15 protein-coding genes are annotated in these 19191 nt (G+C 68.0%); 3 read left to right on the forward strand and 12 right to left on the reverse strand.

Annotated features, from left to right (window positions below):
* Positions 1 to 82 precede the first annotated feature (82 nt).
* From ACJ7C5_RS12100 to ACJ7C5_RS12110, 3 genes are all read right to left on the reverse strand, one after another.
* A complete protein-coding gene (locus tag ACJ7C5_RS12100) occupies positions 83 to 397 on the reverse strand; it encodes an I78 family peptidase inhibitor (RefSeq protein WP_097048134.1) in 315 nt (104 codons plus the stop codon).
* Positions 398 to 463: 66 nt separating this feature from the next.
* A complete protein-coding gene (locus tag ACJ7C5_RS12105; protein WP_412704027.1) occupies positions 464 to 1486 on the reverse strand; it encodes a ribonuclease H-like domain-containing protein in 1023 nt (340 codons plus the stop codon).
* The gene (locus ACJ7C5_RS12110) at positions 1483 to 3972 is read right to left on the reverse strand and encodes a DEAD/DEAH box helicase (protein WP_412704028.1); all 2490 of its coding nucleotides are present in this window, start codon (positions 3970 to 3972) and stop codon (positions 1483 to 1485) included. The genes ACJ7C5_RS12105 and ACJ7C5_RS12110 overlap by 4 nt, the downstream gene beginning before the upstream one ends.
* A 218-nt stretch (positions 3973 to 4190) precedes the next feature.
* Here ACJ7C5_RS12110 and ACJ7C5_RS12115 point away from each other — a divergent pair, with 218 nt between their 5' ends.
* Complete coding sequence (locus ACJ7C5_RS12115) at positions 4191 to 4703, forward strand: hypothetical protein (protein ID WP_412704029.1); 513 nt, start codon at positions 4191 to 4193, stop codon at positions 4701 to 4703.
* Positions 4704 to 4743: 40 nt separating this feature from the next.
* Positions 4744 to 5418 carry a hypothetical protein gene (locus ACJ7C5_RS12120; protein WP_412704030.1) on the forward strand — a complete coding sequence of 225 codons (675 nt, stop codon included), beginning with the start codon at positions 4744 to 4746 and terminating at the stop codon, positions 5416 to 5418.
* A 99-nt stretch (positions 5419 to 5517) separates the two neighbouring features.
* On the opposite strand, the gene ACJ7C5_RS12125 is transcribed toward ACJ7C5_RS12120, so the two are convergent.
* Genes ACJ7C5_RS12125 through ACJ7C5_RS12165 form a run of 9 tightly spaced genes read right to left on the reverse strand, consistent with a single transcriptional unit; the run spans position 5518 to position 17881 of the window.
* Positions 5518 to 7326, reverse strand: coding sequence for a hypothetical protein (locus tag ACJ7C5_RS12125; protein WP_412704031.1), 1809 nt, complete (start codon positions 7324 to 7326; stop codon positions 5518 to 5520).
* Positions 7323 to 9503, reverse strand: coding sequence for a hypothetical protein (locus ACJ7C5_RS12130; protein ID WP_412704032.1), 2181 nt, complete (start codon positions 9501 to 9503; stop codon positions 7323 to 7325). Before ACJ7C5_RS12130 ends, ACJ7C5_RS12125 begins: the two co-directional genes overlap by 4 nt.
* On the reverse strand, positions 9500 to 10621 hold the full coding sequence (locus ACJ7C5_RS12135) for a BatA domain-containing protein (protein WP_412704033.1): 1122 nt from the start codon (positions 10619 to 10621) through the stop codon (positions 9500 to 9502). The genes ACJ7C5_RS12130 and ACJ7C5_RS12135 overlap by 4 nt, the downstream gene beginning before the upstream one ends.
* Positions 10618 to 11514, reverse strand: a complete 897-nt coding sequence (locus tag ACJ7C5_RS12140) for a DUF58 domain-containing protein (RefSeq protein ID WP_412704034.1) — start codon at positions 11512 to 11514, stop codon at positions 10618 to 10620. The genes ACJ7C5_RS12135 and ACJ7C5_RS12140 overlap by 4 nt, the downstream gene beginning before the upstream one ends.
* 7 nt (positions 11515 to 11521) lie before the next feature.
* Positions 11522 to 12505: an AAA family ATPase gene (locus tag ACJ7C5_RS12145; RefSeq protein ID WP_412704035.1), complete on the reverse strand. Its 984-nt coding sequence runs from the start codon at positions 12503 to 12505 to the stop codon at positions 11522 to 11524.
* A 16-nt stretch (positions 12506 to 12521) separates the two neighbouring features.
* Entirely contained in the window at positions 12522 to 13229 is a 708-nt protein-coding gene (locus tag ACJ7C5_RS12150) for a DUF4159 domain-containing protein (protein WP_043400817.1), read from the reverse strand.
* Complete coding sequence (locus ACJ7C5_RS12155; protein WP_094001704.1) at positions 13229 to 14563, reverse strand: TldD/PmbA family protein; 1335 nt, start codon at positions 14561 to 14563, stop codon at positions 13229 to 13231. The genes ACJ7C5_RS12150 and ACJ7C5_RS12155 overlap by 1 nt, the downstream gene beginning before the upstream one ends.
* Before the next feature lie 21 nt (positions 14564 to 14584).
* Positions 14585 to 16219 (reverse strand): TldD/PmbA family protein, encoded by a 1635-nt coding sequence (locus ACJ7C5_RS12160; protein ID WP_094001703.1) that lies wholly within the window; start codon positions 16217 to 16219, stop codon positions 14585 to 14587.
* Between the two features lie 30 nt (positions 16220 to 16249).
* Positions 16250 to 17881 (reverse strand): TldD/PmbA family protein, encoded by a 1632-nt coding sequence (locus ACJ7C5_RS12165; RefSeq protein WP_412704036.1) that lies wholly within the window; start codon positions 17879 to 17881, stop codon positions 16250 to 16252.
* 678 nt (positions 17882 to 18559) lie between these two features.
* On the opposite strand from ACJ7C5_RS12165, the gene ACJ7C5_RS12170 reads away from it, so the two are divergent.
* Positions 18560 to 19174, forward strand: coding sequence for a DUF938 domain-containing protein (locus ACJ7C5_RS12170; protein WP_412704037.1), 615 nt, complete (start codon positions 18560 to 18562; stop codon positions 19172 to 19174).
* The last annotated feature ends 17 nt before the right edge of the window (positions 19175 to 19191 follow it).

The following is a 19191-nucleotide window of genomic DNA, read 5'->3' on the forward strand; positions in this document are numbered from 1 at the left end:
CGGCCGCGCCCTGGGCCCCGGGTCCTGGCCGCGCCTCTTTTTGGTTTTGGGCCGCCCCGCGCCCCCCACTACCCTGGGAACATCAACCGCAGCTGGCGCGCTCGATCCGGTTCTGCGCATCCACCTGCACGGTCACGCGGTCCTGGCGGAAGTCCATGGTCACCGCCATGCCGGGTTTGACTACCCGTGCACCGCGTGCGCCGCTGTCAGCCACCAGCTTCTTGATCGTGGCTTCGTCGGCGGTCTTGCCGGTGAAGGCGTCCAGCGCCTCCGGCCTGCATTCGTGCGCGGCATCGGCCACGGGCGCTGGCGCGGGATCGTGGGAGGTGCTGCTGCCAGCGTGACTGCAGGCGGCCAAGGGCAGGATGGCGAGCAGGACAAGGGGGTTGAGGCGCATCGTCGGGCTCCAGGCGTGGATGGTGGCGGCAGTGTCACCGCTGCCACCGTCAGGCCGCGTCAACGCCTACTGCCCGACCAGCGCCAGGGTTTCGCGTTCACGTTGTTCTTCCCGTACCAGCCGCTGCAGCAGCAGGGCCAGGGTCACCACGTCCTGGTGGTTGTGGTCGGCCACCCGGCGCAGGTTCACCGCGTCGCCGCCGCGCAGGAAACGCAGCCATGCGCCGGGGGCTTCCGAGCCGGGCAGGTCATCCTCGCGCACCACGCGCAGCAGCTGGCGTTCGATGGTGGACAGTTTGCAGTTCTCCCACGTGCCGCGATAGCGGCGGCGGGTCGGGTAGAGCAGATCAACGTGATCCAGCGCTGTGATCGGGCACCGCTGGCGGGCCAGTCGGTAGCGCGCCTTCAACAGGGGCGCATCGTAGCTGCGGCCGTTGTAGCTGCAGAACACGGTGGACGGCTGCAGCCAGCTGGCGAAGGTGGCCAGCATCGCGTCCTCGGCGGCCATCGTCGACATCAACAATTGGCGGATGCGCAGGCCTTCACCGCGTTGCGGGCACATATGCCAGTCGGCGGCACCGATCATGAAGGCACGGGTGCCGGTGCCGCCGGCCAGGCCGGTGGTTTCGGTATCGAAGAACAGCAGGTCGCGTGCGGCCACGTGCTCGCCATCGCGGCGGGCGAAATCCAGCGACAGTGGCTGCGCGGGAATCGCCTGCGGCTGCAGCGATTCGATCAGGAACAAGCCCGGTGCGATCTCCTCGCCGGGCAGCTGCCGATCCTGCGCGCTGGCCCGCGCAGGTGCACCGCCGGCGCGCGTGCGCAGGCCGAGCAGGCGATGCAGGTTGCCCATCTCTGGTCGGCGCAGTGGTGTCGGTGCAGCAACGGGCGCCGCTGCGCCGGTCGCTTTGTGGCGGATTTCCTGTTCGACCCAGGCGAACACCGAACGTTCGGCCGGTGGTTGCCGCGCATCGTTGGCGGCAACCGGGGCCGGCGCTGCGGGCGGCGGCTCGGGCGCAGCCGGCGTGACTGCCTTCGGGTCACCGGCCTGCTTCCGCAGCAGGCGCAGCTTGTCCAGACTCAGGCTCACGGTGCCAGCAGCTCCATCGGATCGCGCGTGCTCACCACCACGTCGGGCACGTGCCGGCAGGCCTCGCCATCGAACAGGTCGAGCACGCGCAGCGCCAGCGCACGCGGCGAAGTTTCATCTTCTTCCTGCGCGGCCAGTACCGGGCCCACGCAGGCCGGGCAGCCGGCCTTGCAGTCGCAGCGCTGCACCAGTTCGCGCGCGCGCTGCACCAGCTCGGCCTGGCGCTGCCACAGCGGTTCGCTGAGACCGACGCCGCCGGGGAAGTTGTCGTACAGGTACACGGTGGGCACGAACTCCTGCAGCAGCTCCACCACACCGGGATCGCCCTCGCTGCCGCGCAGTTGGCCACGGCCGCTCTGGTCGGCGACCGCGAACCATGAACCATCGCCGTTGCCGACCGACTTCTGCAGGTCGCGCGCATCGGCCATCACCGCCACGGTGGCGACGATATGCAGAGCGTAGGCCGCGCCGAGGAAGCCATCCAGCGCATCCTGCTTGCTGGCGAAGGCGCGCAGCAGCAGCACCTGCGGCAGCTGCCACCACACCGCGGTGGTATGCAGTTCCTGGTCGGGCAGGTTCACCGGCCCGTAGCCGATGTTCTCGTGGGTGTAGTAGCGGATCTTCTTGTAGCCGGCCACGCGGCGCACCACGTGCACCTCGCCATGGTGCGAATCGCCACGCCCGGCCACGCCGCCGTCGAAACGGTCCAGCACCTTGAGCTTGGTGAAGTCGATGCTGTCGGTGTAGTAATCCACATGCGTGCGGGTGACGTAGGCCTTGCGGCCGTCCCAGTCCAGCGTCTCCACCTGGTAGGGCGTGGACTGCACCATGTGGATGGCGCCTTCGTACAGGGTGAGTGCGGCGGCGGAATAATCAACCTCGGCGATGATCTGCTGGCGGCCGTCGCTGCGGTCGACCACCACGAAATTGCCGTCGGCCACTGCACGCAGGCTGACCGCATTGGCCGGATAGCTGTCGGCGATCCATTCCCAGCGTTCGCCTTCACGGTGGATCACTTCTGTCTCTGCCAGCGCTTCCAGGAACACTTCCGGATCGATCGGACCGAAGCCGTCGCCGACCCGGAACGGCAGCTCGAACGCCGCGCAACGGATGTGGTCGAACAGGATCAGCGGCTGGTCCGGCGCGATGCGCGCGTGCTCGGGCGAGGCTTCGGCGAAGAAGTCCGGATGGCGCACCACGTACTGGTCCAGCGGCTGCGAGCTGGCCACCATCACGCCCAGAGCGGGCTGCTGGCGGCGACCGGCGCGGCCGAAGCGCTGCCAGGTGGCGGCCACGCTGCCGGGGTAACCGTTGAGGATGACCACGTCCAGGCTGCCGATATCCACGCCCAGCTCTAGCGCCGAGGTGCTGACGATGCCGTCGATGTTGCCCGCGCGCATCGCACGCTCGGTCTCACGGCGTTCGGTGGGCAGGTAGCCGCCACGGTAGGCGCGGATGCGCGGCGGCTTGCGCGGGTCGTGGTCGAAGATGTCCTTCAGGTACTTGGTCAGCACTTCCACCATCAGGCGTGTCTGCGCGAACACCAGGGTCTTCAGCCCGGATTTGATCGCAATGCGCGCGATGCGGTTGCTCTGCGAACGCGCCGATGCCCGCAGGCCCAGATCCGGATTGATCACCGGCGGGTTCCACAGCAGCACCTGCTTGGGCCCGCTGGGTGCACCGGATTCGGTGATGGCGGTGACCGGTGCCTCGATGAGTGCCTCGGCATGCGCCTGCGGATTGCCGATGGTGGCCGAGCACAGGATGAACTGCGGTTGCACGCCGTAGAACGCGCAGATGCGCTTGAGCCGGCGCAGCACATTGGTGACGTGGCTGCCGAACACGCCACGGTAGGTATGCACTTCGTCGATGACGATGTAGCGCAGGTTCTCGAAGAACTGCGCCCACTTGGTGTGATGCGGCAGGATCGCCTGGTGCAGCATGTCCGGGTTGGACACCACGATGTCGCCATGCAGGCGGATGGCCTGTCGCGCATCGCCGGGGGTGTCGCCGTCAAAGGTGAAGGCCTTTACGCCCAGATCGCCGGCACGGTTGAGTTCGAGCAGCTCGGCCACCTGGTCCTGCGCCAGCGCCTTGGTCGGGAACAGGTACAACGCCTTGGCCTTGTCCTGCATTGCCGCGCTGACCACCGGCAGGGTGTAGCACAGCGACTTGCCGCTGGCGGTGGGGGTGACGATGGCCACGTGCTCGCCACGCTGGCTCGCCTCCCAAGCCTCGGCCTGGTGGCTGTAGAGCTGTTCGATGCCACGCGCCTTCAGGGCGGCAGCCAGCGCCGGCGGAACCGAATCGGGAATGGGCGCATAGCGCCCTTCGCGGCCGGGAATGGCAAAGCTGCCGGTGATGCGGTCCTGGTAGCGGCGCTGCAGGCGCGCGCTGAGCAGGGCGCCGTCGCGGGCGGGCAGGCCATCGCGGGTGGCGAGCTTCTGCTCGGCATCGGCGGTGCGCTTGGCGAGTTCGTAAGCCATGGAAGAGGGAGCCGGGACGGATTGCGAGGGGTCACATGGCACCACACTCACGTCTCAGGATGTGAGACACCGCACACGGAGGGCGTGAACCGTTCAGTGCTCGCGTCCCGTGGCGTCGCCGCATCTCCCTTGGCTGAACAGCTGCCAGTACATCAACGAAATCTGAAGCCGGCATCCGTATCCTTGGGCGCTGGACGCAACCAACAGGGTGGATGGCTGTGGCACGACGTGGAACGCAGGGAGCACTCCTGGCCGGCATGCTGCTGGCCGGCATCGCGCAGGCGCAGCAGGCCGCGCCGGTGGCGGTGTCCGATCCTGCACCCGTTCCCCCTGCTGATGCCCCGGCAGTAGCCACCGCGCCGATTTCCACCGCCCTGCCGCAGGACAACGTCACCACCCTTGGCGAAGTGCGTGCGCTCAAGCCCGACGACGAGCCGCTGGATCTGTACCGTTTCAAGAACCCGGTGAAGTTCGGCGACAACCGCTTCAGCCGCGACTGGAGCGAACCGCCGTCGCCGGAGCAGGTCAGCATGGGTGGTGGCTACATCATGATGGGCGTGGTCAAGGGGGTCATGGCGGCCGCCAAGGGCGTCAACAAACTCACCGGCGGACCGGCGCAGATCCAGGCCGCCGTGGCGCGGCCACCGCCGGAGCTCAGTGCCGAACAGCAGCAGCGTGCGCTGCGGTTCTCCCAGGAGCAGGATGCCGGCGATGCACCGCCAGTGAAGTAGGCCGGTATATCCTGCCGGCTCCCCCACAGCTAGTGCCGCCATGTTCCTGCGTTCGATCTGCCTGATGGCCGCATTGCTGCCGGCGTCCGCCTTCGCTGCCGGCATCGCGGGCGATGGCGCCTGCCGCAACGGTGCGTTTCCTTCCGAACAGAGCCAGTTCGCCCTGGCCAAGGTGACGGGGGCACCACGCCTGTACCTGCTTGGCGACATGGACGGCTGCCCGGCCAAGGGCGAGCCGGCCTGCCGACAGCGCAGCTATGTGGTCAATGGCGATACGGTGGTGACCGGTCGCGACCTGGGCCGCTACCGCTGCGCGTTCTTCCCGAACAAGGTGGGCGGCAGCGCCGGCTGGGTCGACCGCAGCAAGCTGCAGCCGTTGCCGGTAGCCGTGCCAACGCTGCGGGACTGGACGGGCCACTGGAAAGATGGCGACAACGGCCTGCGCATCACCGTGCAGGGTGGACAACTGCATGTGGATGGCGACGCCTACTGGCCCTCTGCCAACCCCACGCCGGAGCAACGCCCGTATGGGCCGAACATCGGCCAGGTGGAAGCACGCGCGACGCCGCGCGACGCCGATGTGGAATTCGTTGAAGACACCTGCAAGGTGCGCGTGCATTCGCTGGGTGAGGTGCTGATCGTGGCCGACAACAGCGAATGCGGTGGCATGAACGTGCGCTTCAATGGCGTGTACCGGCGCGCGGGCACGCGTTGACCCCGCAGAAAGGCGCCAACCAAGGTTGGCATCTACCAGGGCAACCGGCCAGTAGATCCACGCCATGCGTGGATGCTGTCCGCGATCCAATCGATGGGCTCAGCGCCGCCGCTCCAGCCACCACAGCAGCGAGGCGCACAGCACGAAGGCAAGCCACCACGGCCAGCGCGAGCCTGGTACGGGCTGCATCACCAACGCGTTCGCCGACGTACTGGAGGCCAACGCCTGCGTGGTCGCGTCGATCATCGCCTGTCGATGCAGTGCGGGTGCGTCCTTCGGGTCGAACACATAGCGCCAGACAACGCTGTCGCCATGCTGCAGGCGCTGCCAGCCTGCCTCGCGGGGCCACCAGCCGGCGCAGCGCAGCGCCGACGTCGCGCCATCGATGATCAGCGGTACATCGTCGCCACGCTTGTTGAAGACCTGCAGCGGCGCCTGCACACCGCACAGCGCCTGTCGTTCGCCTGCCCAGCTGATCGGTTGTGGTGACCACAGCGCATCAGCGCTGCCCTGTGCGCGCGCCAGCGTAGCCACCACGCCGCTCCACAGTTCGCCGTGGCGGTCATCGCGCCCGGCCAGCACCCAGCGCCAGCTGTCGGTCAGCGGCAGCAGGCCGATGCGGCCCTTGCCGACCGCGCGCCAGCCACCGACAGCCTTGCCCGTGCCATCCTGCAGCAGGGCGGTGCTGCCCGGTGCCTGCAGCGCGAGTGCTTCCAGCGCAGGCAGGGGAGCATTGTGCGAGCTGCGGTCAGCCTCTTCGCCGTAGCCGGTCGGCAGCGTACCCGCGGCGAGCGGGCCACGTCGTGCGGCGAGGATCGCGCTTTCGCCATCGCCGGGAAGGTCGAGGGCGCGGCTGCTGCCATCGCCCTGTACTGTCAGGCCCAGATCGCGGAGGCGCTGGCGCGCGCTGGCCGAAGGTGCGCCCGCACTGCGTACCAGCACGCCCAGTCCCTCGCGCAGCGCCTGGCGCACGGCGGTCAGCTGGCCCGCACTCAATGCCGCCAGGCTGCGCTCGTCCAGCAGCAACAGGTCACTGCGCGTCAGCGATGCTGCATCGATCGACACCGCGCCATCACCGACGCTGAGTCCGGCCCCGGTATCCGCCTGCACCTGCACACGGATGCCGGCATCGGCTGCCCAGCGGCGCAGGTACTTCAGCTCTGGACCCGGCGCGCTGGCGCGCACCAGCAAGCGCAGCGGTGCGGCCGGCAGGGTCTGCTGAGGCACCGGTACGCTGTCCACCACATGGCCGTCGGCATCGAGCAGGCGCAGCTGGAACACGCTGCGGCCTTCGGCGCGGGCGATGCCGCTGAGCTGCACGCGCCCGTCCTCGGCAACGTCCACGCGATCCACCACGCTGTCGGCGGGGTCGAGCAGTTCCGCCTTGGCCTTGGCGACGCCGCGCGCCTTTGCATGCACGTCGAAGCGTGCACCGGGTGCGACATCGACCGGCGGTTGCAGCGCGATCCAGCCACGCGGCTCGGGTGCGGCCTGCCAACGTACATCCGGCGGCAGCACCGCGTCGCGGTCACGTGCGGCCAGGCCCGCACCGACCAGTGTCAGCGTGGAGGCCGGATGCTGGCGCAGCGCGGTGGCCAGGTCGGGCACGCGCTGCCCACCGGGCACATCGGCAGCTTCCGGCAACAGCAGCAGCGGGCCTGCGCTGGCCGGCAGCGCGCCGGCCTTGCCGGCATCGATTCCGAGCACGACCAGCCCGCCTGCGGGTTGCTGGCGGGTGGGCGGCACCAGGCAGAAATACAGCAGCGCGGCGACGATGATCTGCAGTGCAATCACGATCCACCGGCGGCCAGGGCGCGCGGTGCCTCCACGCAGCTGGCGCACGCTGGCGATGACCACGATCAGGGCGAGTGCCAGCGCAATCCACAGGTTCACAGCGGAGGCATTCATGGCTGCGCCTCCAGCGCATCGAGGTAGCGCTGACCCATCGCATCAACGGCACTGCGCCGCATCGCCTGCGGCAGCGGACGCTGCAGCGCCCGCCACAGCTGCGCGCGCAGGCGCTGGCGACAGTCGTGGCAACCGGGCTCGATGCGCAGCTGCTCGATGGCCGCAGCCAGATCCAGTGCATCGGGCAGGTAGGCCGCGTTGCGCTGCTGCCAGGCCGCGACCGCATCCAGATCCGGTGCGCCGCTGTCATCACCGAGGCGCTGCCAGGCTTCAACGATGGCCGGATCGGGCGGGGTCCGCGCGGCCAACGGCAGTTCCCGACTGGCCAGTCCTGCGCGATCACCGCCGAGGCGGCGGCCTTCATCGATCGGTGGCAGTTCCGGTCCGACACGGGCCAGATAGATGCGCTCGGCCTGCTGCACCTGCTTGATGAAGCCCAATGCCTTGTAGGCGAAGGGCAATGCCTGCTCCGGTCGGCCCTGGCGCAGCTCGCCTTCGGCCGACCACATCTGGTCAAGCGCCGCCTTCAGCGTGGCACGGGTCTGCGGATCGAGCAGAGTGGCCGCTTCGGCATGGTCATGGGTGTGGCCGTACTCGGAGAGCACGTCGGTGGCGCTGCCGAACACCGGCGGCGTATCGGCGTTGGCTGGCTTGCCGCCGTGATCGTGGCCATGCGCGTCGTGCGCCCCGGCATCGGCGCCAAGGTCGTGATCGTGATCGTCGTCGTGATCGTGATCGTGGTCGTCTACGGCGGGCGTATCGCTGGTGGGCAGGTCGCTGGTCGGCGGTGGTTTCGGCGCACCTTCGCTTTCCTCACCCAGGAACTGGCCGTAGCGCAGGCGCAGGATGCGCTGGTCGACACCGATCGCATCGCTGCGCTTCACGAAGTCCTCGGTGGTCAGGCTGCGTCGCTGCCGGATCAGCGCTTCGGCATCGATGATGATCTGCCGCTGGCTGCGGAAGTACGCAGGCAGGGTCTTCTTGATGCGGCCCTCGAGCTCTGCACCGAGCGCGACTTCGGCGCTGGGCAGGCGCAGGATCACGCTGCTGCTGCGCCCGGTCTGTGGCGTGGGTGCATGATTGTCGCGTACCTCCAGCTGGGCGATCACATCGTTGCCGGGCTGTGCGCCCAGCGCAGCCAGATCAAGGGTGTGGGCGAAACGCCGCGCGGTGGCTTCGCCGCTGCCGGCAAGCGTGACGCTGCGCTTCACGAAAGTGATGTTCTCACCGCTGCCCTGGGTGGTGGTGATCGACAGCGTTGCCTGCGCCGCGACGCCGTAATCGTCGCTGGCCTCGAAGCGCAGCGCCCATTGCCGTTGGCCGGGCGTGCCCAGCACCAGGCTGGCGGCCGGCTCCAGCACCCGCACGCTGGGCGCGCGGTCGGCCACCACATCCAGCCGGTACAGGCGGGTTTCGGCCAGCGCCGGTTCGCTCACCACGCGGTACAGCACCGGCGTGCGCGCCACATCCTGTGCCTGCCACTGTCCATCGCGCTCGCTCAGCGGCAACCGTCGACCATCGTGGAACTGCAGCCATGCCTTGTCCGGTGCGCGGTCGAAGCGCAGCGACCAGGACAGCCGGCTGTCGGCGGCAACCTTGGCGTCCAAGGCATTCTGGGTAAGCGTGGCCTGGCCGGTATAGGCCGGCGCGTCGATGCGCAGGCGGGTGGACTGCAGGTGCAGTGGGCCCGCGGCAGCCGTGCCGCCAGGTGCCGCCGTACGGGCTGGCGCGGAGACGGGGCTGGAACGTGGCCAGCCGACTGCCAGTGCAACGATGGCCAGGCCTGCGATCCAGCACAACGCCAATGCCCCACGCGGCCAGCGTGGACGCAGCTCCGGCATCGCGCGTTCCAGCGTGGCCAGCACATGCGCACGCTGGCGCTGCTGCAGCGGATTGAGTGTAGCGGCGTCGGCGAACAGCAGGTCGGCGCTGTCCTCGCTGGCACCGCTGCCATCGAGCTGGCGCTGCAGCCATTGCCGGTCCAGCTGGCGGGCACGTGCCGTGGCGAAGGCCGCGCAGGCGAGCAGACTGACCGTGCCAACCACGCAGGCGACATCGAAGCCCGCCAGGCGCAGCGCCAGTACCGTTGCGGCCAGCGCCCACGGCAGGCCCAGCAGCAGGGTGATGAGCGCACGGCGGCGGCGCGCGCGTTGCCAGGCGTGCTGCAGGGTGTTCATGCGGCCACCCTGCGTCGGGCACTGCTGGCCATCCAGCGTTCCAGCGCGAACAGCAGCACGATGGCCAGCAACAGCCAAGGCGTCGGCTCACGCGGCAGTGGTGTTACAGCAGGCAATGCGGCCCGGTGCGGCGCCTGGTCACGTGCATCGCCCAGACGCGGAGCCGTGGGCGTCTGCAGCGCCAGCAGCAGGGCACGCGGCAACTGCGGATCGCGCAGCGCAGCGTTGCTGGCGGCATTCCAGTCGCCGGGCAACGACAGCAGTTGGCCTTGGCCGATGCGTTGCTGCCACAGCAGCGGTGCGCCCTCGGCGTTGCGCAGCAGGATGCGGGCGCTGGCAGCGGGCTTGCCGGCAGTCATGACACGACCGCCGTCGCGCAGCCACGCCTGCCAGTTCGCTGGCAGTGCATCGTTGAGGCTCCACACGCCGATCTCGTCGCGCTCTGGTACAACATCCTCCGCCAAGGGCGAGGGCAGTGCCTGCACGCCCCACGCGCGCTGCAGTGCGTTCAACCAGTGCTGGGCAGTGGCGGATGCCTCGCCGTGCAAGCGCAGCAGCGGCAGTGCCGCTGCAGTCTGCGGCGATGTGACCGGCATCGGCTGCGTGTGCCATTGCACGTCGCGCGACAGCTGCAGGCGGGCGCCATCCAGGCCGGGCAGGGGATCGGGAACGTGCACGGTCAACGTGGTGCCGGCTGGCAGCTGCGCATCCAGTTCGCGCAGCAGGCTGGGCAGGGATGCGCTGGCTGCAGGCGGCGCCTGATCAATGGCCGGGAAGCCGGGCGCCAGCCAATGCCAGTTGCGATCCGCAGCGGTACCGCGCAGTGCGGTGGCATCCAGTCCAGGGGCCACCACCGTCCATGCACTGGGGGCCGGCGCGGGGCCGGTCAACGCAGGTCGTGCCAGCAGCAGGGCCAGCGCGGCCAGCAACAGCAGGCGCACCAGCAGCAACGGCCAGTCATCGAAGCGGATGCGCTGGCGTGGCCGGATCTGTGCGCGCAGCCAGCGCAGTGCAGCGAAATCCAGTGGCGTGTACGGATGGCGCCGAGCCAGATGGATCAGCAGCGGCAGCAGCCATGCGGCGAGCGCGGCCAGGCCGAGCGGGAACAGCAGGGTCATGCACCGCCCCCACGGCCGAACAGCGCCTGTAGTGCCTGGTCCAACGGCTGGTCGAGCCAGCCGGTGGCACTGGCGATGCCGCTGGCCTGCAGGCGCGCCTGCAATGCGCTGCGTGCGCCAGCGAAGCGCTGCAGGTAGTCGGTGCGGATCGCCGCGCCATCGCCCAGCAGTTCCTCGCCGGTCTCCGGGTCGCGGAAGCGATGGCCGGCGTCGAACGGGAAGTCGCGCTCGTCGGCGGTCAGGATCTGCAGCAGTGCCACCTCGCGGCGTGCGCTGGCCAGTTGCTCCAGCAGCGTGATGCCGGCCTCGTCGAAGCCATCACCGATCGCCAGCAGCATGTCGCCCGGGCGCACGCGTTCCCACAGGGGACGCAGTCGATCCGCCGCAGGCCAACCGCCGCGCGCCTGCAGGGCATGCAGTTGCAGATGCACGCGATCACGTTGGCGTGCGCCGCTCGCTGCGGCTACCAGCTGCAGGCCCTCGCCATTGATCGCCAGCAGGCCGAAACGGTCGCCCTGCTGCAGGGCCAGCTCCACCACGCACGCGGCCACGCCGCGCATGTGGTCCAGGCGCGTGCGCTGCGGTGCCGCGCGATCAGCCTGGCCAGCCGAGGCGGTGGCATCGAGCAGCAGCCAGACCGTGATCGGGCTTTCGCGTTCGGATTCGCGCACAAAGAAGCGGTCCGAGCGTGCATACAGCTTCCAGTCGATCTGGCGCAGCTCGTCGCCCGGTTCGTAGGCCCGGTACTGGGCGAATTCGAGGCCCGCACCGCGGCTGCGGCTGGCGTGCTGGCCGATGCCGCTTGCGCCGCTCGCCAGGCGCGGCCGCAACCGCAGCAGGCGCAGGCGCGCACGCAGTTCCGGTGGCAACGTCAGCGGGGCTCCTGCGTTCACGCGTGGCTCAACCCGGGAACGGCACGGCCTGCAGCAGGGCGGCGACCACGTCGTCGGCACGCTTCTGCTCGGCCTCGGCGGCGAACGACAGCAGCAGGCGATGGCGCATCACCGGCGCGACCAGTGCCTGCACATCATCGCGGGTGGCGGCGTAGCGTCCCTGCAGCAATGCGCGTGCTTTCGCCGCCAGCACCAGCGATTGCCCGGCGCGTGGGCCAGCGCCCCATTTCACCCATTGGTTGATTGCTGCCGGTGCGCCTTCGCCGGGACGGCTGGCGCGCACCAGGCGGGTGATCCAGGCCAGCACATCGGGGCTGACATGCACCTGGCGCACCGCGGCCTGCAGCGCGATCACCGCCTCGGCGTCCATCACCTTCGGCACCGCGTCGGTGGCACCGCCGGTGGTCTGTTCCAGGATCTGCCGCTCTTCGTCCTCGCTGGGGTAATCCACCAGCACGTGCAGCAGGAAGCGGTCCAGCTGCGCTTCCGGCAGCGGGTAGGTGCCGGCCTGCTCGATCGGGTTCTGCGTAGCCAGCACGAAGAACGGTGCGGGCAATGCGTAGGTGGTGCCGGCGTAGCTGACCGTGCGCTCCTGCATCGCTTCCAGCAGTGCGGCCTGGGTCTTGGGCGGGGTGCGGTTGAGTTCGTCTGCGAGCAGCAGGTTGGTGAAGATGGGGCCCTGCTGGAAGCGGAAATGGCGATGGCCCGTACCGTGGTCTTCCTCCAGCAACTCGGTACCGAGGATGTCGCTGGGCATCAGGTCCGGGGTGAACTGCACGCGCCGGAACTGCAGCTCCAGTGCCTGGCCGAGCGAGCGCACCAGCAGGGTCTTGCCGAGCCCGGGCGCACCTTCCAGCAGGCAGTGGCCACCGGCCAGCAGGCCGATCAGCAGCTGCTCGACCACCGTGTTCTGGCCAACCACCGCGCGTGCGAGCGCAGCGCGCAGATCGTGCAGGCGCGGCAGCAGGGAATCGAGGTCGGGGGAGGTCATGGGCGTGCAGGTCCTATCAATTGTTCAACGCGTACATCACGATGTTGACGCCGAAGCGGGTGTTGTCTTCGGCCAGGAAACGCTTGTTGCGCCAGTCGTAGTCCCACTCGCAGCCGTAGTCCTTGTTGCTGTAGAGCAGGCCCAGGCGGCCATCGACCTCGATGCCCTTCAGGTAGTCGTGCACCAGGTCGTCGCCCCAGCCGTTGAGTTCGAAGCTGGTGGCGGGCGGGCCATCGGGGAAGCGGAAGAAGCTGCGGTACAGCGGATGGCTGTTGGGCAGCTTCTGCAGTGCCTTCGGCCCGAACAAACGACCCATCTGCGCCTCGAACGAGGTGGCGAACAGGCCGTCGATATCGTGGTTGCAGTCGTCGACGAAGACGAAGCCGCCATTGCGCACGTAGCGAACGAAGTTCTGCCGCTCGGCGGCGTTGAACTCCACCAAGGTGTGTCCGGCCAGGTAGCAGAACGGCGCTTCCAGCATGCGCGGGTCGGCCAGCGCCACCACGTGTTCCTGCGGATCCACCCGCAGCGAGGTGTAGTCGATCAGCGAGGTGATCAGGTTGGACGGCATGCGCGCGTCCACGTCCCAGTCGCCGGAGTCGTACTGCAGGCGGGTGAACCAGAAGTCGTAGCGCGAACTGCGCGGGCCTGCCTGCGCGAAGGCCGGCAGCGCCGCCGCCGAAGCGGCAGCGGCCAACCAGCGCAGGCAGGCCCGGCGATCCATCAGACCGCGTCGGACAGCGAGGTGAAGGTGAAATCGCGCAGCTTCATCGGCGGGATCATCATCACGTAGCTGGATTCATCACCGGCCACGCGTACCGGCTTGCCCAGCTCTTCGATGTTGTTGAGCATGATCACCGGCGATTCGTTGAAGCGGAAGTTCTTCACCGGGTGCTTGATCTGGCCGTTCTCGATGTAGAACGTGCCGTCGCGGGTCAGGCCGGTCAGCAGCACGGTCTGCGGGTCGACCATGCGGATGTACCAGGTACGGGTGACCAGGATGCCCTTCTGGGTGCCGCGCACCAGCTCGGCGGTGCTCTTGTCGCCACCGCTCATCAGCAGGTTGCCCGGCGTTGCCTTGGCGGTCTTGCCCTGCTTCTGCGCCCAGAAGCGCGAGTAGTCCAGGTTGGCGATCTTGCCGTTTTCGATGATGGCGATGCGCTCGCGTGGCATGCCCTCGTTGTCCCACGGCAGCACCGGTGCATCCGGATGCCATGGGTCGGCAATCATGGTCACGCGCGGGTCGTAGACCTGCTCGCCCAGCTTGTTGCCGCCGCCTTTCTTCGACAGGAAGCTGCGGCCCTCATCGGCCGAGCGTGCGCTGAAGAAGTTCATCATGAAGCTGATCAGGCCCGCGGCCGCGGCCGGTTCCAGGATCACCGTGTACTTGCCCGGCTCCAGCGCCTTGGCTTCGGCCGATTCGGTGGCCTTGCGCATGGCGATGCGGATGTCCTGGTCGGCCTTGAAGTCGGCGGCATCCTTCAGGTTGCGGCCGACCCAGCCCGAACCGCGGCCGTCTTCGGTACGCACAGTGCAGGTGTAATCGAAGTTGGTGGTGCGCTGGTAGGCGAAGTTGCCATTGCTGTTGGCAGTGGCCTGGAAGCCCTGTCCGTCTTCGAGGAAGCCGGCGGCGATCAGGCCGTGGCCACGGCACGGGGCGATCGAGTCGGCGGCGACCTTGGCGCGGAAGGCCGGATCGATGGCAGCGGTGGATTCGCTGAAGGTCGGGCTGGCGCGATAGCTCTGCTTGCCGATGGCCGGCATGAACTCCGGGTTCTCCGGGGCCAGGCGCGCCAGGTCTTCGGCACGGCGCACCACGCGTTCCAGCGCGGCATCGTCGAACTCGTTGATCGAGGCGGTACCCACGCGCTTGCCGAAGGCGACGGTGACCGCCAGCTCGGTGTTGTCGACGATACCGCTGGTGGAGACATTGTTCAGCGCGAAACGGATGTTGCCGCTGATCGCGCCAGCCAGCACGGCGGTGCACTCGTCGGCCTTGGACAGGGCGATGACCTTGTCGAGGATGGCCTTGGCCTGGGCTTCGGTGAAGATACTCATGGTGTAAGGGCTCCTGACCGGTCAGCCGAGGCTGCGTGCGGTGTTGATGACGTTGATGCCGTTGAAGCGCGCGGTGGACGAGCCGTGCGAGACCGCCGAGACCTGGCCCGGCTGGCCCTTGCCGTCGAAGAACGAACCGCCCAGGCGGTAGTCACTCTCGTCGGCCACGGCGGTGCAGGCATTCCAGAACTCCGGCGTGCGGATCTGGTAGGCCACGTCTTCCAGCATTCGGGTGATCTGGCCGTTCTTGATCTCGTAGAACAGCTGGCCGCCGAACTGCGCGTTGTAGCGCTGCTGGTCGATCGAGAACGAACCATCACCGATGATGTAGATGCCGTTCTCCACGTCCTTGATCAGGTCCGGCACGCTCAGCGGCTTCTTGCCCGGTGCCATCGACACGTTGGCCATGCGCTGGAACTGCACGCTGGACCACGAGTCGGCGTAGCAGCAGCCGTCGGACTCGGTCTTGCCGAGGATGTGGGCCTGGTCGCGGATGGTCTGGTAATCCACCAGCTTGCCATTGCTGATCAGGTCCCAGCGCTTGCACTTCACGCCTTCATCGTCGTACGCCACCGCGCCGAGGCTGCCCGGCTGGGTCTTGTCGGCGAAGATGTTGACCAGCTCGCTGCCGTACTGGAAATGCTGTTCGCGCTTGTCCAGGGTGGCGAAGCTGGTGCCGGCGTAGTTGGCTTCGTAGCCGAGCACACGGTCCAGCTCCAGCGGGTGGCCGATCGACTCATGGATGGTCAGCCAGGTGTGCGACGGGTCGAGCACCAGATCATACTTGCCCGGCTTCACCGACGGTGCCTTCAGCTTTTCCTGCGCCTGCCTGGCGGCGGCGATGGCGTCTTCCTTCATGTTGTAGGAAGAACTGTAGTTGACCACGCCATTCGGGCTGACCACCTTGCCGGCAGCCGCACCGTCCAGGTACTCGTAGCCCAGGCCCATCGGCGAGGACAGGCCTTCGCGGGTACGGAACTTGCCGCTGGACTTGTCGATGGCGGTGATCGTCATCGGTGCCCAGATGCGGTGCACGTCCTGGTCGATGTAGGAACCATCGGTGGAGGCGAAGTACTTCTGTTCGTTGACCAGGAACAGCATCGAATTGACGAAGCTGGCACCGGCGCCCATCGCCGCGGCGTTGACGTCCAGCAGCAGGCCGACCTTGTCCTTGATCGGCACTTCCATCGCGTTCTTGCGGATCGGCGTGCGCCAGCTCACCTCACCCACGCCCGGCGCCTTGGCCAGCTGCACCGGTGCGGTCTGCACGCCGGCATTGGCCTTGGCGATTGCCGCGGCCTGCTGCGCGGCCCTGGCCACATCGGCCGTGCCCAGCGCATTGGTGGCGGCAAAGCCCCACGCACCGTTGACGATCACGCGGATGCCAACACCGGTGGACTCGGTGTTCACCACGTTCTGCACCTTGTCTTCGCGGGTGATCACGAACTGCCGCAGGTAGCGGCCGATGCGCACGTCGCAGTAGGTGGCGCCGGCCTGGCGGGCGGCGGCCAGCGCCGCATCGGCCAGGCGCTTCTTCAGCCCCAGGTCCAGCGTGCTCTGCAGCTGTTCGGCGGCAATCGCCTTGCCGAAGAAGGAGGGCACGATCAGCCCGCCCGCGGTAAGCCCGGTCAGGGCCAGAAAGTCACGTCTTTGCAAGGCTGCTCTCCATGTCGAAGGATGGGTGGCTCAAGCGCCGAGACTGCGCGCGGTGTTGATGATGTTGATGCCGTTGAAGCGGGTGGTGGACGAACCGTGCGAGACCGCCGAGACCTGGCCGGGCTGACCCTTGCCGTCGAAGAACGAACCACCAAGACGGAAGTCACGCTCATCGCAGATGGCGGTGCACGCGTTCCAGAACTCCGGCGTGCGGATCTGGTAGGCCGCATCCTCGACCATGCCGGCGATCTTTCCGTCCTTGATCTGGTAGTACAACTGGCCGCCGAACTGCGCGTTGTAGCGCTGCTGGTCGATCGAATACGACCCCCGGCCGTGGATGTAGATGCCGTTCTCCACGTCCTTGATCATGTCCTCGACGCTGAGTGGCTGCTTGCCCGGTGCCAACGAGACGTTGGCCATGCGCTGGAACTGCACGCTGGACCAGGAATCGGCGTAACTGCAGCCATGCGATGCATCGCGGCCGAGGATATGGGCTTCATCGCGGGTGGCCTGGTAATCGACCAGGATGCCGTCGCGCACCAGGTCCCAGCGCTGGGTCTTCACGCCTTCGTCGTCGTAGCCGACCGCACCAAGGCTGCCCGGTTGGGTCTTGTCTGCGAAGAAGGTGACGATGTCGCTGCCCCAGCGGAAGCCGGCATCGCGCTTGTCCAACGTGGCGAAGCTGGTGCCGGCGTAGTTGGCTTCGTAGCCGAGCACGCGGTCCAGCTCCAGCGGGTGGCCGACGTTCTCGTGGATGGTCAGGAACAGGTTGGACGGGTCCAGCACCAGGTCGTACTTGCCGGGCTTCACCGACGGCGCCTTCAGCTTCTCGCGCGCGTGGCGGGCAGCGGCAATCGCGTCCTCGACCGGGTCGTAGGAATCGCGGTAGGCGGTGATGCCACCGGGCAGGTGCACCTTGCCACGCGCATCGCCATCAAGGAATTCATAGCCCATGCCCATCGGCGAGGACAGGCCGGCGCGGGTGCGGAACCTGCCGCTGGCCTTGTCGATGGCAGTGGCGGTGAATGGCAGCCAGATGCGGTGGATGTCCTGGTCGATGAAAGAACCGTCGCTGGAGGCGAAGTACTTCTGTTCGTTGACCAGGAACAGCGTGGAATTGATGTAGTCGGCGCCCGCATTCAGCGCGGCGGCGTTGAGCGCCAGCAGCAGCTCGACCTTGTCCTGGATCGGCACCGCCATCGCGTTCCTGCGGACCGGCGTCTGCCAGCGCACCTCACCCACCGACGGCGTTGGCGCCAGCTGTACCGACCGGGTCTGGATGCCAGCGTTGGCGCGGGCGATTGCCGCCGCCTGCTCGACCGCGGCGCGCACGGCGGCCTCGGTCTGCTGATGGGTTGCTGCGAAACCCCAGGCGCCGTTGACGATCACCCGCACGCCCACACCGGACGATTCGCGGTTGGTCACATTGCCGACCTGGTGCTCGCGGGTGATGACCGACTGGTTGAGGTAGCGGCCGATGCGCACATCGCAGTAGCTGGCCTTGGCCGTGCGTGCGGCGGCGAGCGCCACGTCCGCCAGGCGTCTGCGCTGGGCGGTATCGACCGGGGCGAGCAGCTGCTCGGCGGCGATGGCACGGGAATGCGGCAGCAGCAGGCCCGCCAGGCCCAGACCGGAAAAAGCCAGGAACTCACGTCGTTGCACAGCGTTTCTCTCTCTCGCTTGCGTGCGGTTGGCAACGGGCCGGACCGATCACGTCAACGCCTCGACTTTCGCCAGCGCGGCGCGTCCGGGCAAGTGACTGCAGTCATGGTTGGGTGGGTTTCGGCAGGGCTTGCAGCCCTGCACCTGCTCAATGCAACGGCAACGGCCAGAGCCAGAGCCAGAGCGGGATTCCGTGGGTTGGCGGGGCGGTGCCGGAGTGCGGGGACGCCGCAAGTACGTCCGTGTAGGCTTGGCAGCCGCATCCATGCGGCTGACACCCCGCAATCCGACACCGCCCCACCTTCGACAGGTTCACTCGGCTGTTGGTAGGTGTCGACCTTGGTCGACACATCTGTCAGATATCGAAATGAATCCGGGGTCAGATCCGTTTTCCTATGGAAAACGGATCTGACCCCAAGAGTATTTCCAACAGATCGCGGAAATCTGTCGAAGGCGGGGTGGGTCCGGTTGCGGGGGCGTGAGCACCATGGATGGCGCGACCGAGCCTACAGGGACGTATTCACGGCGTCCCCCGCAACCGGACCCACCCCGCCAACCCACGGAATCCCAGCTTTTGACGTTGCTCTGGCTCAGGCTCCTGCAGGTGCAGGGCGCAGCCCTGCCGAGCAACACGCCCTCGTGCACAATGGTGTCGACCCTGCCTGGACACCGTCCCTGATGTCGAGCAAGCCGTATTCAGAAGCCTGCGAGCGCAACCGCGAACCCATCGCCATCGCACTCGACCCGTGGATGGGCGACCGCCATCGGCTGCTGGAGATCGGCAGTGGCACCGGCCAGCATGCGGCCTTCTTCGCCGAGCGTTGGCCGTGGCTGCGCTGGCAGCCCAGCGACCATCCGGACCATCTGCCGGGCATCGAGGCCTGGCGCGCGGAGGCGGCGCTGCTGAACCTGCTGCCGCCGGTAGCACTGCAGGTGGAGCTGCCGCCGGCGCCCGGCCTGAGCCTGCCGGAGGGCAGCACGTTCGATGCCGCATTCAGCGCCAACACGTTGCACATCATGGGCTGGGAGTACGTGCAGGTACTGTTCGCCGCGCTGCCACCGGTGCTGCGGCATGGTGCGCTGCTGGCGGTGTACGGCCCGTTCAACTACGGCGGCCGCTACACCAGCGACAGCAACGCGCAGTTCGATGCCTGGCTGAAGGCGCGCGACCCACGCAGCGGCATCCGCGATAGCGAAGTGGTGCAGGCGCTGGCTGAGGACAACGGCTTCACCCGCCTGCGCGACGTGGCGATGCCGGCCAACAACCGCCTGCTGCTGTGGCGGTTGGGGTAAACCGCCGGTAGTGCCGG

Origin of the sequence: Nocardiopsis yanglingensis (assembly GCF_045809185.1) — a bacterium.
In the GTDB taxonomy this organism is placed as follows: Bacteria; Pseudomonadota; Gammaproteobacteria; order Xanthomonadales; family Xanthomonadaceae; genus Stenotrophomonas; species Stenotrophomonas yanglingensis.

What these genes read in the sequence shown, in the direction of transcription:
- ACJ7C5_RS12130 (WP_412704032.1), bottom strand. Translation starts at nt 9,503, where the DNA reads ATGAACACCCTGCAGCACGCCTGGCAACGCGCGCGCCGCCGCCGTGCG.
- ACJ7C5_RS12100 (WP_097048134.1), bottom strand. Translation starts at nt 397, where the DNA reads ATGCGCCTCAACCCCCTTGTCCTGCTCGCCATCCTGCCCTTGGCCGCC.
- ACJ7C5_RS12170 (WP_412704037.1), top strand. Translation starts at nt 18,560, where the DNA reads ATGTCGAGCAAGCCGTATTCAGAAGCCTGCGAGCGCAACCGCGAACCC.
- ACJ7C5_RS12150 (WP_043400817.1), bottom strand. Translation starts at nt 13,229, where the DNA reads ATGGATCGCCGGGCCTGCCTGCGCTGGTTGGCCGCTGCCGCTTCGGCG.
- ACJ7C5_RS12135 (WP_412704033.1), bottom strand. Translation starts at nt 10,621, where the DNA reads ATGACCCTGCTGTTCCCGCTCGGCCTGGCCGCGCTCGCCGCATGGCTG.
- ACJ7C5_RS12120 (WP_412704030.1), top strand. Translation starts at nt 4,744, where the DNA reads ATGTTCCTGCGTTCGATCTGCCTGATGGCCGCATTGCTGCCGGCGTCC.
- ACJ7C5_RS12145 (WP_412704035.1), bottom strand. Translation starts at nt 12,505, where the DNA reads ATGACCTCCCCCGACCTCGATTCCCTGCTGCCGCGCCTGCACGATCTG.
- ACJ7C5_RS12110 (WP_412704028.1), bottom strand. Translation starts at nt 3,972, where the DNA reads ATGGCTTACGAACTCGCCAAGCGCACCGCCGATGCCGAGCAGAAGCTC.
- ACJ7C5_RS12155 (WP_094001704.1), bottom strand. Translation starts at nt 14,563, where the DNA reads ATGAGTATCTTCACCGAAGCCCAGGCCAAGGCCATCCTCGACAAGGTC.
- ACJ7C5_RS12125 (WP_412704031.1), bottom strand. Translation starts at nt 7,326, where the DNA reads ATGAATGCCTCCGCTGTGAACCTGTGGATTGCGCTGGCACTCGCCCTG.